We start from the raw sequence: 14536 nt of genomic DNA on the forward strand, positions 1-14536 counted from the left end.
AATTAATGCCTAAAATATCCAATGTTTATCAAGATAAAAAAAGTGGTAAGTGGTATTTTGTAGCTAATTTAGGGTATGACGAAAAAGGAAATCGCATTAGGCATTGGGGACGTGGATATAATTCTCAAAGAGAGGCAAAGCGTGCCTATGATGATTATATGAATGATTTTTCGGATACTGCTATCAAAAAAAATAGCACGATGTCTTTTAAAGAGTTTTACGAAACGTATTTTAAACCAGATTACAAACGTTCAGTTAAATCAAGGACATATGAAAATCGAGTGTCGTCTATGGATATCCATTTTGCCTATTTCTTCAACCGAAAATTAAAAGATATTACACCACCTATCATTAAGAAATGGCAGAACATTTTATCGGAAAACTATTCTTCCGCTTATATTCGTAACATTTATGGATTATTTCAAAAATCACTAGACTTAGCGGTGACACTAGGATTATTAAATAAAAACGTAGCTAAACAAGTGGGTAATGTAAAAAAGGTAAAGAAAAAAGTAGATTTTTGGACAAAAGATGAGTTTGAAAAAGTTATTGCAACATTTGATTTATCAGATTACCATGAATATTTTAGTTTTGTTTTAATTTGGTTGTTATTTATGACTGGATTACGTTTTGGAGAGGCTCAAGCATTAGAGTGGGAAAAAGATATTGATTTTGACAATCGAACACTGAGAGTAAACAAATCCATGTACTACAAGAATGCTAGTGAGTACTATTTAACTGAACCAAAAACAAAAGCCAGTAATCGAGTAATAGCTTTAGATGATGATACCGTTGAATTACTGAAACAATGGAAAACTCTTCAAACTAAAAATATTCCTTCTAAGTATGTGCTATCATATAATGGAGTGCCAACAAATAAGAGTGCTACTTATCATGTAATAACACGTCATTCTAAGCTAGCTAGTGTTCATAGAATTAAAGCCCACGCACTAAGACATTCTCATGCTTCCTTGTTAATTTCAATGGGTGAAAATGCACTAGTTGTTCGAGATAGGTTAGGTCACGAGGATATACAAACAACTTTGGGAACATATGGACACTTGTATGAGAATGCTAATAAAGAAGTAGCGAGAAAACTAACAAATATAATTGATATTCCAAAAGCTAATGTGACTAGAAAACTTATTACTAATCAGTATATTAAACGAAAGTAAAGGAGTGGTTTTCAATGGATAAAGTTACCATCATGAGCCGAAAAAAATTTTTGGAGTGGATACCCCCAATTTCAAAAGAGCAAATTGTTGCCATTAGAATTGGCGATAGACCACCAGTGAAAGACACTGCCTCTAAACGATATTTAGATACCTTATCTTTAGCTTTTTATGATGAATGGACATTTGCTGATGAAATAGACCGAAATACGCCAGAAGGTAGCAATCGATTAACGGAACAAGATAAGGTGATAATAGATGAGTTTATAGACCAATATGCTGATAAAAACTTTGTTCTCCATTGTGAGCAGGGTATTAGTCGAAGCTCAGCAATTGGTTATTATATTTTAAAACGCCTTGGATATATTGAAGAACTCAACGATAAAAAAGATAGTTCTTTATTCTTTCCGAATATTGAAGTATATGGGCTATTGATTGGGAAGCCTTATACAAAAGATACTGCTACGGAGCTAAAGAATGAATTGAAGAGTTTAGAATAATTAGTCTCACAGAAGGTTGTGGAGCAATGAATAGAATAGGAATTTTTTTTATTTGTAGTAATGGTGAAATTATCGCAAATCATATACCTTATAAAAAAGGAAGGATTTTAAATGGGTTATATGATAGTAATAGCGATCATTGGGAGTTGTTCGATTCGCTTATTTTTAAGTTTGATACAGATGACTATATCAATGTACCCCGAGGAAGAGTTATTTTTGATGAACTAAATAATCAAAGTATTATCTATATAGATAAGTGCTATCTTTCAGATAAGGAAGTTTTGAAAAAAATTATTAAATTATTTCAAGTGAAAAATTATGTAACAAAAACAGACATTCATTATCAGTGTCCAAATTGTTTGGGAAATATATGGGACGATTGGTAACTGATTAAATAAATGAGGTGACCATATGAAAACGATTCTGGTGGGAGATTTACACTTAACAGCACAAATAATCTTACCAATGGTTGAGCAGAAAGTTAAAGAATTAGGCATTAAACGAGTGATTTTGCTAGGCGACTATACAGACGCATACGAGCAAGAAAGAAACTTTGACCTTTACATGAATGAATTGGATTATTTGTTCATATGGAAATCAAAGATGAAAGTTTTCGGTGTCGAAGTGATAAACCTCTTAGGAAATCATGACGTGTCTTATTTGACGGTTACACCTAGAAGGTATTCACTTCAAGATGCAGATGGATTTCTTTCAGTCGGTCGAAAGCTATTGAAATTAAATTTGCAAATTGCCTTTCAGTTAGATGATTATTTGGTTAGTCATGCTGGTTACACTCAAGACTTTGATTTAGAAGACTGGCACTTTGAAACGATAAATGAAAATTTAATCGATAATTTAGATAATTTAGAAGACCATGTCGGCAAGGCAAGAGGCGGGGAATACTTTTTAGGTAGTCCATTATGGGCTGATTTTGACCATGAATTAAGCTGTTTGCCAAACCCAAAGTATCAAAAACAAATTGTAGGGCATACACCCCAAGCGAAAATCACGACTGTTCATAAGGGAGAGTTTGAACTTGTGGGAATTGATACGTTTACGATTATTCCAATTAAAAGAAAACCTTTTTTCAAAGAAATTGGTAGTGGTGAAATTTTACTTTATGATAACGGACTAACACCGCTTCAACTTAGTTGGCAAAATGATGAAGTATTTGAAAAGCTGAGTAAAACTTTTGATAGAAGCTGACGTATTGAATACTGAAATTTAGATTTTGAAATATGACAAAATTTTCAAAGCAAATAATAATATTTCGATTGATTGAGGTTGTGGTTAAGGCAGTTTGCTTGGTGTAATTCAGTTAGACGATTTGTATGAATTCTAAGTTTAATGATTAAGAATAATATGTATTGGTTGCAAAATGGTTGCATAATATAAAAAAAAGAGCCTAGAATCCTTATAAATAAAGGGTTCTAAGCTCTTTTATCTTATTCCCACTCCACAGTTGCAGGTGGTTTTGAAGTAATATCGTACACGATACGGTTTACATGTGCAACTTCGTTCACGATGCGCACAGAGATTTTTTGTAAAACATCCCAAGGGATACGGGCAAAGTCAGCGGTCATGCCGTCGATAGAAGTCACAGCACGGATACCGACTGTGTAATCGTAGGTACGGCCATCGCCCATAACGCCTACTGAGCGGATGCCAGGTAAGACAGTAAAGTACTGCCAAATGTCACGATCTAAGCCAGCTGCTGCGATTTCTTCACGTAGGATAGCATCTGAATCACGAACGATTTGTAATTTATCTTCTGTAATTTCACCAAGCACACGAATACCTAATCCTGGTCCTGGGAATGGTTGGCGCCAAACGATTGCATCAGGCATGCCAAGTTCAGTTCCTAAGGCACGAACTTCGTCTTTGAATAATGTATTTAAAGGTTCAATTAATTCAAATTGCATGTCTTCAGGAAGACCACCAACGTTGTGATGTGATTTAATTGTTTGCGCAGTTTCTGTACCAGATTCGATGACGTCTGTGTAAAGAGTTCCTTGTGCTAGGAATGAAACGCCTTCTTCCCCAGCAAGTTTAGTTGCTTCGTCATCAAAAACATACACAAATTCGTTACCGATGATTTTACGTTTTTGTTCAGGGTCAGAAACGCCTGCTAATTTGCTTAAGAAGCGTTCTTTCGCATCTACTTTAATAATGTTTAAGCCAAATTTACCACCTAAACTTTCCATTACTTGTTCTGCTTCACCTTTACGTAATAATCCATGGTCAACGAAGATACAAGTTAATTGGTCGCCAATGGCTTTTTGTAAAAGCACGCCGACAACACTTGAGTCAACGCCACCTGATAAACCAAGTAAGACTTTTTTATCGCCTACTTGTTCACGGATTTTAGCGACTTCCATATCGATGAAGTTTTCCATGCTCCAGTCACCAGTACAGCCACACACATCAAAAGCAAAGTGACGTAATAAGTCGTTACCATATTCTGAATGACGAACTTCTGGGTGAAATTGTACGCCGTAGAATTTGCGGTTGGCATCTTCGATAGAAGCGATTGGACAGTCGTTGCTTGTCCCAACTTTTTCGAATCCAGGAGCGATTTCTGTTACTAAATCACCGTGGCTCATCCAAACGGTTTGTTTCGCAGGTGTTCCTTGGAATAATGTCGCATCACCAAGGATTTCTAATTCTGCTTTTCCGTATTCACGGTTTGCGGCAGGTTCTACTTTTCCGCCTAAGTTATGAGTCATTAATTGCATACCGTAGCAGATGCCAAGAATGGGAATTCCTAACTCATAAATTTCTGGATCAATGCTAAAAGCATCTTTGTCATATACGCTGTTTGGTCCACCTGAGAAGATGATTCCTTTAGGCGCGATTTTGCGAATTTCTTCTGCCGTAGTTCGGTGGCTTAATAACTCAGAGAATACGCCAAATTCACGAATACGACGAGTAATCAATTGGTTAAACTGACTACCAAAGTCTAAAACAATAATTTTTTCGACAGATGTCAAATCGGCAACGTTAGTCACGTCTATTACCCCTTATCCATTTAAATTTATCTAAAGAAAAGGCGGTTAAAAAGTGGTCAGCACCAAGAATTAAGAAAGGATTTTCAAAAATTGTTTTACGATTTTTAGAAAATTTTGGCTTAATTCCGCAGGGGCTACTTTTAAACAGCCGAGAATCAGGCGGTTAAAAAGTGGTTCACTTTTGTTCCGTACTCTTCTTTGTCTAGCTATACTTATTAAAACATTTTACTCCTTGAAAGTCATGCATTCTGCTGAAAATTTTCAAGGATATTTCTACAAAAGATACAGGATATTTCTTAGCTCGTCAACCCTTAATATTTACGTAGATAGATTTGGTCAATCAAATGATTTTCCGTTTTATGCAAAATAATGTCCGCACGTCCGCGCGTTGGCAAGATATATTCCTCCAAGTTCGGTAAGTTCACGGTTTTCCAAACATTCCGTGCCATGGCGAAAGCATCTTCTCGTTTGCCAATTGCATATTGGTAATAATAATTATTAGGATCTAAGAAAGCCGTATCTAATAAGGCCCCAAAACGTTCTAGGTACCATTTTTCAATTAAGGCTGGATCGGCATCCACAAAAATAGAAAAATCAAAAAAATCACTCACATAAATTTGTTGATTGGCGGGTAACTGTAATGTGTTAATGCCTTCAACAATCAGAATATCTGGTTGTTGAATCAACTCATATTCGCCTTCGATAACATCGTAGACACTGTGAGAATAGACGGGTGCTTTAATTTCGTCTTTGCCGCTTTTGACTTCGTTTAAGAAATTAATTAGCTTCTCCATGTCATAACTTTCAGGAAACCCTTTTCGGTCCATAATTCCCTGTTCTTCTAACACTTTATTGGGATACAAAAATCCATCCGTTGTAATGAGTTGAACGTTTCTTCGTTTAAACGTTCGGGCCAGAATTCTTTGCAAAAGACGAGCGGTGGTGCTTTTACCAACGGCGACACTGCCGGCAATTCCAATGATGAATGGTGGTACAGAGACATATTCATGTAGGAATAATCCTTTGCTAAGTGTTAGCGATTCAAATTCTTTCATGTACAAATGAATAAGATGCGTTAAGGGTACATAAATTTCTTGTACATCTTTTAGTGAAATTTGGTCGTTCACACTTTTAATGTTATCCAATTCTGCTTCGGTTAACGGTGCTTTGCCGTCATGATAAAACCCATGCCATTCTTCTCTGGAAATTGGGTAGTAATTCATTTTATCGTCCATTGTTCCTCCACCAAACCCTGTTCAATCTTTGTACATTTTACCATAATTTCACAAGGGAAACAGAGGATTTTACAAAAGAATTCCCTTCTTCGCCAATTTATGATGAAAATGGTATCATGAAAAGAGAAAACTGTTAGAAAAGAGGGGAAAAGCCATGAGAAAAATTGTATTATTTGGTGATAGCATTACTGCTGGTTATTTAGACGAAGCCGTCTCACCTGTTCTTGTTGACTTAGTGAAATGGGATATTGCTGCGATGGGTCTAGAAGAAGTGGCTGTCATTAATGCTGGAATGCCTGGCGATACAACAGAAGATGGTTTAAAACGATTAAATAAAGAAGTGCTAATTGAGAAACCTGATGAGGTGGTGATTTTCTTTGGCGCCAATGATGCGTCACTGGATCGAAATATAACAGTAGCCACGTTTAGAGAAAACCTTGAAACAATGATTCACGAAATTGGTTCAGAAAAGGTGATTTTAATTACGCCACCATATGCGGATAGTGGCAGACGTCCAGAACGTCCACAAACGCGTATCAAGGAATTGGTCAAGGTTGCACAAGAAGTCGGAGCGGCACATAACCTGCCAGTTATTGATTTGTATAAAGCGATGACTGTTTATCCTGGAACGGATGAATTTTTACAAGCGGATGGTTTGCATTTTTCACAAGTGGGCTATGAATTATTAGGTGCCTTGATTGTTCGAGAAATAAAAGGTAGACTAAAACCAAAACAAGCATAGATAGGAAGAACAAAATGGCGAATCATTATTATACAGAAAATCCAGAATTAGCACATGATTTAGAAAGCTGGTCTTTTCCATTACGTGGTCGGACCTTTCAGTTTACGACCGATAGCGGGGTCTTCTCAAGAGGAACAGTGGATTATGGTTCTCGTGTGTTGATTGATGCCTTTGAATGGGAAAATTTACCAGCAGGCCGTTTGTTAGATGTTGGTTGTGGCTATGGACCAATTGGGTTGTCCTTAGCAGCGGCGACTGGTCGACTGGTGGAAATGGTGGATGTCAACCAACGGGCAGTTGGGCTAGCTCAAATGAACGCCCAACGCAACCAAATTACTACTGTGGATATCCATTCTTCCAATGTGTATGAAACCTTAAACGAAACGACCTACGCGGCGATTGTTAGCAATCCGCCCATTCGTGCAGGCAAAAAAGTTGTCCATGGCATTTTAACAGGGGCTTTTCCGTTGTTGAAAGTTGGTGGCACACTAACGGTGGTTATTCAAAAGAAACAAGGTGCACCTAGTGCAGAAAAGAAAATGGCTGAAGTATTTGGCAATGTTGAAATTGTGACAAAAGACAAAGGCTATTATATTTTACGAAGTGTTAAAGAAGCAGAGTAAAAAAGAACCTCCACTTTAGTGGAGGTTCTTTTTTAGAATAGATATGCTTGATCAATTTTTTGGTTCAACAGTTTTTTTTCGTCTGGCGATAAAAAAGCACCTGCAAGCGCATTTTTAGTGAGTTGCTTCATTTCGTCATAACTTAATTGATACCAAGTGGCCAATTTCATGAATTCCTTCGTTAACGTAGTATCTGAAACAGTGCGATTATCGGTATTGATGCAGACGGCTAAGCCAGCCTCTATAAATTGTTGAAAAGGGTATTCAGCCAATGTTTTGACGGTGCCTGTTTGGAAGTTGCTAGTTGGACACATTTCTAAAAGAACCTTTTTTTCTTTTAAGAGCGCCAAGTATTCGGGTGTATCTTTCAAAGCAATACCGTGACCAATCCGAGTAGCACCTAAAGTGACAGCATCAGCGACGTTTTTGCCACAGCCGCATTCCCCAGCGTGGAGTGTTAATGGAATTGACAATTGGTTGGCTAAAGCTAATACGTCTTCAAATGTGTATGGAGGGAAATCGACTTCATTGCCAGCTAAATCAAAGCCGACAACGCCTGTCTCTCTGAAATCATGCGCTAAGTGAACGATTTTTTCTATGGCTTGTTGTTGGTCATGCCGCATGCCGCATAACAGTGCATTGCTTTTTACACCAAAATCTTCTTCGCCTTGTTTTAAGCCAGTTAAAACAGCGGTCACGATTTCAGGTAACCGTAAGCCTTTTTCTGTATGTTGGGAAGGCGCAAAACGCACCTCTATGTAAGCTACGCCATCTTCGGCAGCTTGGCTAATCACGTCATACGCAGCTGCTTGCAAAGCTTCAGCTGTTTGTAGACAGGTTAGCACGAAGTCAAACCGAGTTAAATAATCATTCAAATCGGTGCATTTTTCAGGGGCAACCACTAACTCTTTCAAGGCTTGTTCGTCTTGGGGTAATGGAATGTTTTGTTTTTCAGCAATGGTGCGTAAAGTGGTTGGTCGAATCGACCCATCTAAGTGACAGTGCAGCTCGATTTTTGGTAATTGACGGACACGGGATTCTTCCATGAAAAAAATAGCCTCCATTTTCTTTTGTTTTTTAATCTTTTTAGTCTATTTCTTTTGTCTTTTTTTTGTTAAAATGTAAAAGATTCGATAAGTATTTTGAAGACTGTAACACGTCTACAAATGTCTGTCAATGCAAAAGGAGACGTTGGGAGGGGCGCGATGAAACTAACGATTAAAGAAATTGCTGATATGGCTGGTGTTTCTGTCACAACCGTCTCACAAATTCTGAATAATAAAGGGAGTCGTTTCAGTGAAAAAACCCGCAACAAGGTGTTGGCGGTAGTTGCTGAAAATCATTACAAACCAGATTACTTTGCTTCGAATGTAATCAACCGTCATTCCAAAACCATTGGTATGATTGTGCCAGATGTGACGGATTTCTTTTTCTCAAAAGTGATTGAAGGTGTGGAAACATATTTAAATTCGTTAGGCTACATGATTTTGTTATGCAATTCAAAGCATGATTCCGAGCAAGCGATGCAATATGTTAGCGAGTTGATTCATCGGTCGGTGGATGGCATTATTTTTGCCACGCCGAATGTTTTGCCAGAAAATCATATTTTAAAAGACCGACGAGAACATCCGATTCCTGTCATTCTTGTCGATCGTGGGATTAATCCACGAGATAGTGGACGATTAATCGTTAAAGAGTACGAAGGTGCTTATCAAGCGGTCCATCATTTGATTCAACAAGGGCATCAGCATATTGGCATGTTGCGTGAAAGTGCCGGCTATTATCGTTTAACGGAACGAGTGACGGCGTATCAGCATGCGTTACAGGACAACAATTTACCTTTTCGTCCGCATTATGTTTGTGCTGGGGAATTGAACTTGCATGGCGGCTATGCTGCGGCGAAAGAAGTTTTGAAAAATGAAGAAATCACAGCAATTTTTTGTGGCAATGATGAAATGGCGATGGGAGCTTATCAAGCCATTGAAGAAGCGGGCAAGAAAATTCCTGACGATATTTCGGTGGTTGGCTTTGATGGCTTGGAAATTTCCGAATATTTGGTGCCGAGTTTAACAACCGTCTATCAGCCGAGTTTTGATATTGGCTATTATGCAGCAAAATTTTTGGTGGAAGCTATTGCAGATCCAACAGGGAAAGTTCCGAATAAAGTTTTTGATGCGACGTTTATTGCTAGAAAAAGCACAAAACCGATTTAAAAAACAGCTTAGAAATGGAATGTTCGTGTTGTTTGCGTTTTCACAAGAAAAAAATAATAGTAAACTGGTTTACTAAATGGTTTAAAGCTGAACGATTTTGTTGTATAATACATTATCGGGAAATCGGAGGGAACGAATTCATGAGAATGGTAGACATTATTGAAAAGAAACGTGACGGGCATCAACTAACAAGCGAAGAAATTCAATTTATTATCAACGGATACACAGATGGTTCAATTCCAGATTATCAGGTAAGTGCCTTTTTAATGGCTGTTTTTTACCAAGATATGACAGACGAAGAAATTACACAAATGACGTTAGCAATGGTCCATTCAGGCGAAATTGTGGATCTTTCTTCTATAGAAGGAATCAAAGTCGACAAGCATTCTACAGGTGGCGTAGGCGACACTACGACGCTTATTTTAGCGCCATTAGTTGCTAGTGTCGGGGTCAATGTAGCAAAAATGTCTGGTCGTGGCTTAGGCTACACGGGCGGTACGTTGGATAAATTAGAAGCGATTCCTGGTTTTAAAGTTGAATTGACAGAAGAACGTTTTATTCAATTGGTCAACGATACAAAAGTGGCAGTGATTGGTCAGTCAGGTGATCTAGCACCAGCAGACAAAAAACTTTATGCGTTACGTGATGTGACCGCCACTGTTGACTCAATTCCATTAATTGCAAGTTCCATTATGAGTAAAAAAATTGCCGCAGGGGCAGATGCGATTGTCTTAGACGTGACTACTGGTGAAGGGGCCTTTATGAAAGACCTAGCAAGTGCTCGTCGATTAGCGGAAACAATGGTTCGCATTGGGAAACTGGCAAATCGCCAAACGATGGCAGTAATTTCAGACATGTCACAACCTTTAGGGGAGGCCATCGGAAATAGTTTAGAAATCGTTGAAGCAATCGAGACCTTGCAAGGAAATGGGCCAGAAGATTTAGTGGAGATGTGCTATGTCTTAGGAAGTCAGATGGTTGTTTTAGCTAAAAAAGCCGAGACGTTAGACGAAGCACGGGCTTTATTAGAAGAAGCATTAACAAGCGGTCGAGCGCTCGCAAAATTTAAAGAAATGATTGAAAATCAAGGCGGCGACAGTTCCGTTGTTGACCAGCCAGAAAAATTATTAACCGCAACTTATCAATTTGATTTACCTGCCAAAGAAACAGGTGTGGTACAAAAAATCGTTGCCAATGAAATTGGCGTTGCCGCAATGTTGCTGGGCGCTGGTCGGGCTACGAAAGAAGATACGATTGATTTTACAGTTGGCTTGAAACTTCACAAAAAAGTAGGGAGCCCAGTTGAAAAAGGCGAATCATTATTAACCATTTATGCCAATCGTGAAGACGTGACAGAAGTCGAACAATTGCTTTATAAAAACATTGAAATTGGACCAACCGGCGAAGAGCCTATTTTGATTCACGATATTATTACGGAATAAAACAAAAAGAAAAGAGGAATTCTCATCATGGAATTAAACCGCATGATTGACCACACTATTTTGAAACCAGAAGCGACAGAAGCCGCTGTCCAAAAAATTATTGACGAAGCTAAGGAGTACAACTTTTTCTCTGTATGTATCAATCCTTGTTGGGTCGCTTTTGCTAGCGAGCAATTAGCAGATACCGACGTCGCTGTGTGTACCGTTATTGGCTTTCCTTTGGGGGCAAATACACCAGAAGTTAAAGCATACGAAGCAGCTGATGCAATTAAAAATGGTGCGAATGAAGTGGATATGGTGATTAATATTGGTGCATTAAAATCACAACAATACGATTACGTACGTCAAGACATTCAAGGCGTAGTAGATGCAGCCAAAGGAAAAGCGTTAGTCAAAGTGATTATTGAAACAGCATTATTAACAGACGAAGAAAAAGTTAAAGCTTGTGAATTAGCCAAAGAAGCAGGTGCCGATTTCGTTAAAACATCTACTGGCTTCTCAACAGGCGGCGCTAAAGTAGCAGACATTCGTTTAATGCGTGAGACAGTTGGTCCTGACATGGGCGTTAAGGCTTCTGGTGGCGTGCATAATGCAGAAGAAGCGTTAGCAATGATTGAAGCTGGGGCAACACGCATCGGTGCAAGTACGGGTGTAGCAATTGTTTCTGGCGCAACTGGCGAAGGGTATTAATTCGTATTTCAAATTAAACGAAGGTGTGGCGAAAAAGATGACAGTAAAACAAGAATGGCTTGATTGTGCCGTAGAAGCATTGGCACACGCCTATGTACCGTATTCTAACTTTCCTGTGGGCGCTTGCTTAGTGACTGCAGACGGGAAAATGTATCAAGGAGTCAACATTGAAAATGCCTCCTTTGGTTTAACAAATTGTGCAGAAAGAACGGCGATTTTTAAAGCCATTTCAGAAGATGAACGGACCTTCCAACATTTAGTTGTAGCAGGTAATACAGAGGCACCCATTTCTCCATGTGGCGCTTGTCGTCAAGTAATGGCTGAATTCTTTGATCCACAAATGCCGGTCACGCTAGTTGGTAAAGATGGCGCGACTAAAACAATGACAGTTGAGGCATTATTGCCCTATTCATTTACAGATAAAGATTTTTAAAAAAAGGACATAAGGTTTCGTTGGGCTCAAAGTAGATTTCAATAGCATAAATGCGAATGAAATAATAGATAAAATAGTAGGGGGCTTTTCGGAAAGTGAAACAAGCAAAATTTTTAGGTCTAGGATTGGCAGCAGTTGCCTTAACCATTGGGTTAGCTGCATGTGGCGGCAATAGCAAAAAGAACGCCAACACAAAAGGTGATCCACAACATAGTGTCGTAATGGTCACAGATACAGCCGGCATTGATGACAAATCTTTTAACCAATCTGCGTGGGAAGGAATGCAAGAGTGGGGCAAAGAGCACAAACTTCCAGAAGGACCTCAAGGGTATGCGTATATTCAATCAAATGAAGCATCTGATTATACATCAAACATTGACCAAGCCATTTCAAGTCAATTTAAAACGATTTTTGGCATTGGCTATTTACTAAAAAATGCAGTAGTAGATGCAGCGGACGCCAACCCAGAAACGAATTTCGTTCTAATCGACGATACAGTTAATGGGAAAAACAACGTCGCTTCTGCAACATTTAGAGATAATGAATCTGCGTATTTAGCAGGTGTGGCAGCAGCTAACACTACGAAAACCAACAAAGTAGGATTTATCGGCGGGGTTGAAGGACCTGTTATTGGCCGTTTCCAAGCTGGTTTTGAAAAAGGTGTAGCAGACGCTGGCAAAAAATTAGGCAAAGATATTCAAATTACGTCTACTTATGCAGGGACATTTGCAGACGCTTCAAAAGGACGGGCCTTAGCTTCTTCTATGTATCAAGCAGGTGCCGACATTATTTATCACGCAGCGGCGACTACAGGACAAGGAATCTTCCAAGAAGCCAAAGCGCTAAATGAAACAGGTTCAAAAGATAAAGTTTGGGTGATTGGTGTTGACCGTGACCAAAACGAAGACGGTAAATATACAACCAAAGATGGCAAGGATGATAACTTAACGTTAGCTTCAACCATTAAAGGTGTAAATATTGCTGTGAAAAAAATCTCTGATCTTGCATTAGAAGATAAATTCCCTGGCGGCGAACATTTAACTTATGGATTGAAAGATGGCGGTGTTGATTTAACAACAGAAGCCTTAAGCGATCAAGCCAAAACGGCAGTTAAAGAAGCCAAAGAACAAATCATCTCTGGTGACGTAAAAGTCCCAGACCAACCTTAGAAACAACTTAGTTGTTTAAATACATTAAACTATTTTTAGGAGGCTTTACAGAAATGAAAAAAGCAAAATTATTCGGTTTTAGTTTGATTGCATTAGGTTTATCAGTTTCGCTTGCAGCATGTGGTGGTGGCAAAGGCAAAACCGCTGAAAGCGGCGGTGGCAAAGGGGATGCAGCGCATAGTGCTGTAATCATTACAGATACAGGCGGCGTGGATGACAAGTCGTTCAACCAATCTTCTTGGGAAGGATTGCAAGCTTGGGGTAAAGAACATGATTTACCAGAAGGTTCAAAAGGGTATGCATATATTCAATCGAATGATGCAGCTGACTATACAACCAATATTGACCAAGCGGTATCAAGTAAATTCAACACAATCTTTGGTATTGGCTACTTGCTAAAAGATGCAATTTCTTCTGCAGCAGATGCCAACCCTGATACAAACTTTGTTTTAATCGATGATCAAATCGATGGCAAAAAGAATGTTGTTTCTGCAACATTTAGAGATAATGAAGCAGCTTACTTAGCCGGTGTTGCTGCTGCAAACGAAACAAAAACGAACAAAGTCGGTTTTGTTGGTGGTGAAGAAGGGGTCGTAATTGACCGTTTCCAAGCTGGTTTTGAAAAAGGTGTGGCTGATGCTGCGAAAGAATTAGGTAAAGAAATTACTGTTGATACAAAATATGCGGCTTCATTTGCTGATCCTGCCAAAGGGAAAGCTTTAGCTGCTGCAATGTACCAAAACGGCGTTGATATCATCTTCCATGCTTCTGGTGCGACTGGACAAGGGGTCTTCCAAGAAGCAAAAGACTTGAATGAATCAGGTTCTGGCGACAAAGTTTGGGTAATCGGTGTTGACCGTGATCAAGATGCTGATGGCAAGTACAAAACAAAAGACGGCAAAGAAGACAACTTCACGTTAACTTCAACCCTTAAAGGTGTCGGCACAGCGGTTCAAGATATTGCCAACCGTGCGTTAGAAGACAAATTCCCTGGTGGCGAACATTTAGTTTATGGATTAAAAGATGGTGGCGTTGACTTAACAGACGGCTATTTAAACGACAAAACAAAAGAAGCTGTTAAAACAGCAAAAGATAAAGTAATCTCAGGTGACGTAAAAGTCCCAGAAAAACCAGAATAATTTAAGCTCCTAAATGAAAAAAGAAGGGCTCATTATTGTTCCTTCTAAAAATAAAGTGGTCCTTGGCAGCGACGGCTGCCAAGGAAACCCTTTATGATGTTTGGATTTTTAACTAAATAGTTGAGGTTCTTCAACTACTTAGTTAAGGGTCAAAATTACCCTCTAAAGTA

At 38.8% G+C, this 14536-nt stretch carries 15 protein-coding genes; 12 read left to right on the top strand and 3 right to left on the bottom strand.

Annotation, left to right across the window (positions count from 1 at the left end):
* Window positions 1–5 precede the first annotated feature (5 nt).
* The 4 genes from IGI63_RS10250 to IGI63_RS10265 are packed head-to-tail and all read left to right on the top strand — an operon-like array spanning window position 6 to window position 2878.
* Complete coding sequence (locus tag IGI63_RS10250) at window positions 6–1175, top strand: tyrosine-type recombinase/integrase (RefSeq protein WP_429975768.1); 1170 nt, start codon at window positions 6–8, stop codon at window positions 1173–1175.
* A gap of 14 nt (window positions 1176–1189) precedes the next feature.
* Window positions 1190–1672 carry a hypothetical protein gene (locus IGI63_RS10255; protein WP_429975769.1) on the top strand — a complete coding sequence of 161 codons (483 nt, stop codon included), beginning with the start codon at window positions 1190–1192 and terminating at the stop codon, window positions 1670–1672.
* Window positions 1673–1698: 26 nt separating this feature from the next.
* Entirely contained in the window at window positions 1699–2058 is a 360-nt protein-coding gene (locus IGI63_RS10260) for a hypothetical protein (RefSeq protein WP_429975770.1), read from the top strand.
* Between the two features lie 25 nt (window positions 2059–2083).
* Entirely contained in the window at window positions 2084–2878 is a 795-nt protein-coding gene (locus IGI63_RS10265) for a metallophosphoesterase family protein (protein ID WP_429975771.1), read from the top strand.
* A gap of 239 nt (window positions 2879–3117) precedes the next feature.
* Here the strand turns inward: IGI63_RS10265 and guaA are convergent, their stop codons facing one another.
* Both guaA and coaA read right to left on the bottom strand, forming a co-directional pair.
* Window positions 3118–4680, bottom strand: a complete 1563-nt coding sequence (guaA, locus tag IGI63_RS10270) for a glutamine-hydrolyzing GMP synthase (RefSeq protein ID WP_002356158.1) — start codon at window positions 4678–4680, stop codon at window positions 3118–3120.
* Between the two features lie 311 nt (window positions 4681–4991).
* Window positions 4992–5915: a type I pantothenate kinase gene (gene coaA / locus IGI63_RS10275; RefSeq protein WP_002356160.1), complete on the bottom strand. Its 924-nt coding sequence runs from the start codon at window positions 5913–5915 to the stop codon at window positions 4992–4994.
* 154 nt (window positions 5916–6069) lie between these two features.
* Here coaA and IGI63_RS10280 point away from each other — a divergent pair, with 154 nt between their 5' ends.
* Entirely contained in the window at window positions 6070–6657 is a 588-nt protein-coding gene (locus IGI63_RS10280; RefSeq protein ID WP_010823372.1) for an SGNH/GDSL hydrolase family protein, read from the top strand.
* 14 nt (window positions 6658–6671) lie between these two features.
* Window positions 6672–7280, top strand: coding sequence for a class I SAM-dependent methyltransferase (locus tag IGI63_RS10285; protein ID WP_002356162.1), 609 nt, complete (start codon window positions 6672–6674; stop codon window positions 7278–7280).
* Window positions 7281–7312: 32 nt separating this feature from the next.
* On the opposite strand, the gene add is transcribed toward IGI63_RS10285, so the two are convergent.
* Window positions 7313–8344: an adenosine deaminase gene (gene add / locus IGI63_RS10290; protein WP_002356163.1), complete on the bottom strand. Its 1032-nt coding sequence runs from the start codon at window positions 8342–8344 to the stop codon at window positions 7313–7315.
* A 141-nt stretch (window positions 8345–8485) separates the two neighbouring features.
* On the opposite strand from add, the gene IGI63_RS10295 reads away from it, so the two are divergent.
* The 6 genes from IGI63_RS10295 to IGI63_RS10320 all read left to right on the top strand — a co-directional run bounded on the left by IGI63_RS10295 (window position 8486) and on the right by IGI63_RS10320 (window position 14366).
* Window positions 8486–9493: a substrate-binding domain-containing protein gene (locus tag IGI63_RS10295; RefSeq protein ID WP_002356164.1), complete on the top strand. Its 1008-nt coding sequence runs from the start codon at window positions 8486–8488 to the stop codon at window positions 9491–9493.
* Window positions 9494–9633: 140 nt separating this feature from the next.
* Window positions 9634–10935: a pyrimidine-nucleoside phosphorylase gene (locus tag IGI63_RS10300; RefSeq protein WP_353631268.1), complete on the top strand. Its 1302-nt coding sequence runs from the start codon at window positions 9634–9636 to the stop codon at window positions 10933–10935.
* Between the two features lie 27 nt (window positions 10936–10962).
* Window positions 10963–11625, top strand: a complete 663-nt coding sequence (gene deoC, locus IGI63_RS10305) for a deoxyribose-phosphate aldolase (RefSeq protein WP_002356166.1) — start codon at window positions 10963–10965, stop codon at window positions 11623–11625.
* Window positions 11594–12058: a cytidine deaminase gene (locus IGI63_RS10310; protein ID WP_002387503.1), complete on the top strand. Its 465-nt coding sequence runs from the start codon at window positions 11594–11596 to the stop codon at window positions 12056–12058. Before deoC ends, IGI63_RS10310 begins: the two co-directional genes overlap by 32 nt.
* Before the next feature lie 95 nt (window positions 12059–12153).
* Complete coding sequence (locus IGI63_RS10315) at window positions 12154–13227, top strand: BMP family lipoprotein (protein ID WP_002356168.1); 1074 nt, start codon at window positions 12154–12156, stop codon at window positions 13225–13227.
* Between the two features lie 53 nt (window positions 13228–13280).
* Window positions 13281–14366: a BMP family lipoprotein gene (locus tag IGI63_RS10320; protein WP_002356169.1), complete on the top strand. Its 1086-nt coding sequence runs from the start codon at window positions 13281–13283 to the stop codon at window positions 14364–14366.
* Window positions 14367–14536 lie beyond the last annotated feature (170 nt).

This window comes from Enterococcus sp. DIV0086, from assembly GCF_050498705.1.
GTDB lineage: Bacteria > Bacillota > Bacilli > Lactobacillales > Enterococcaceae > Enterococcus > Enterococcus faecalis.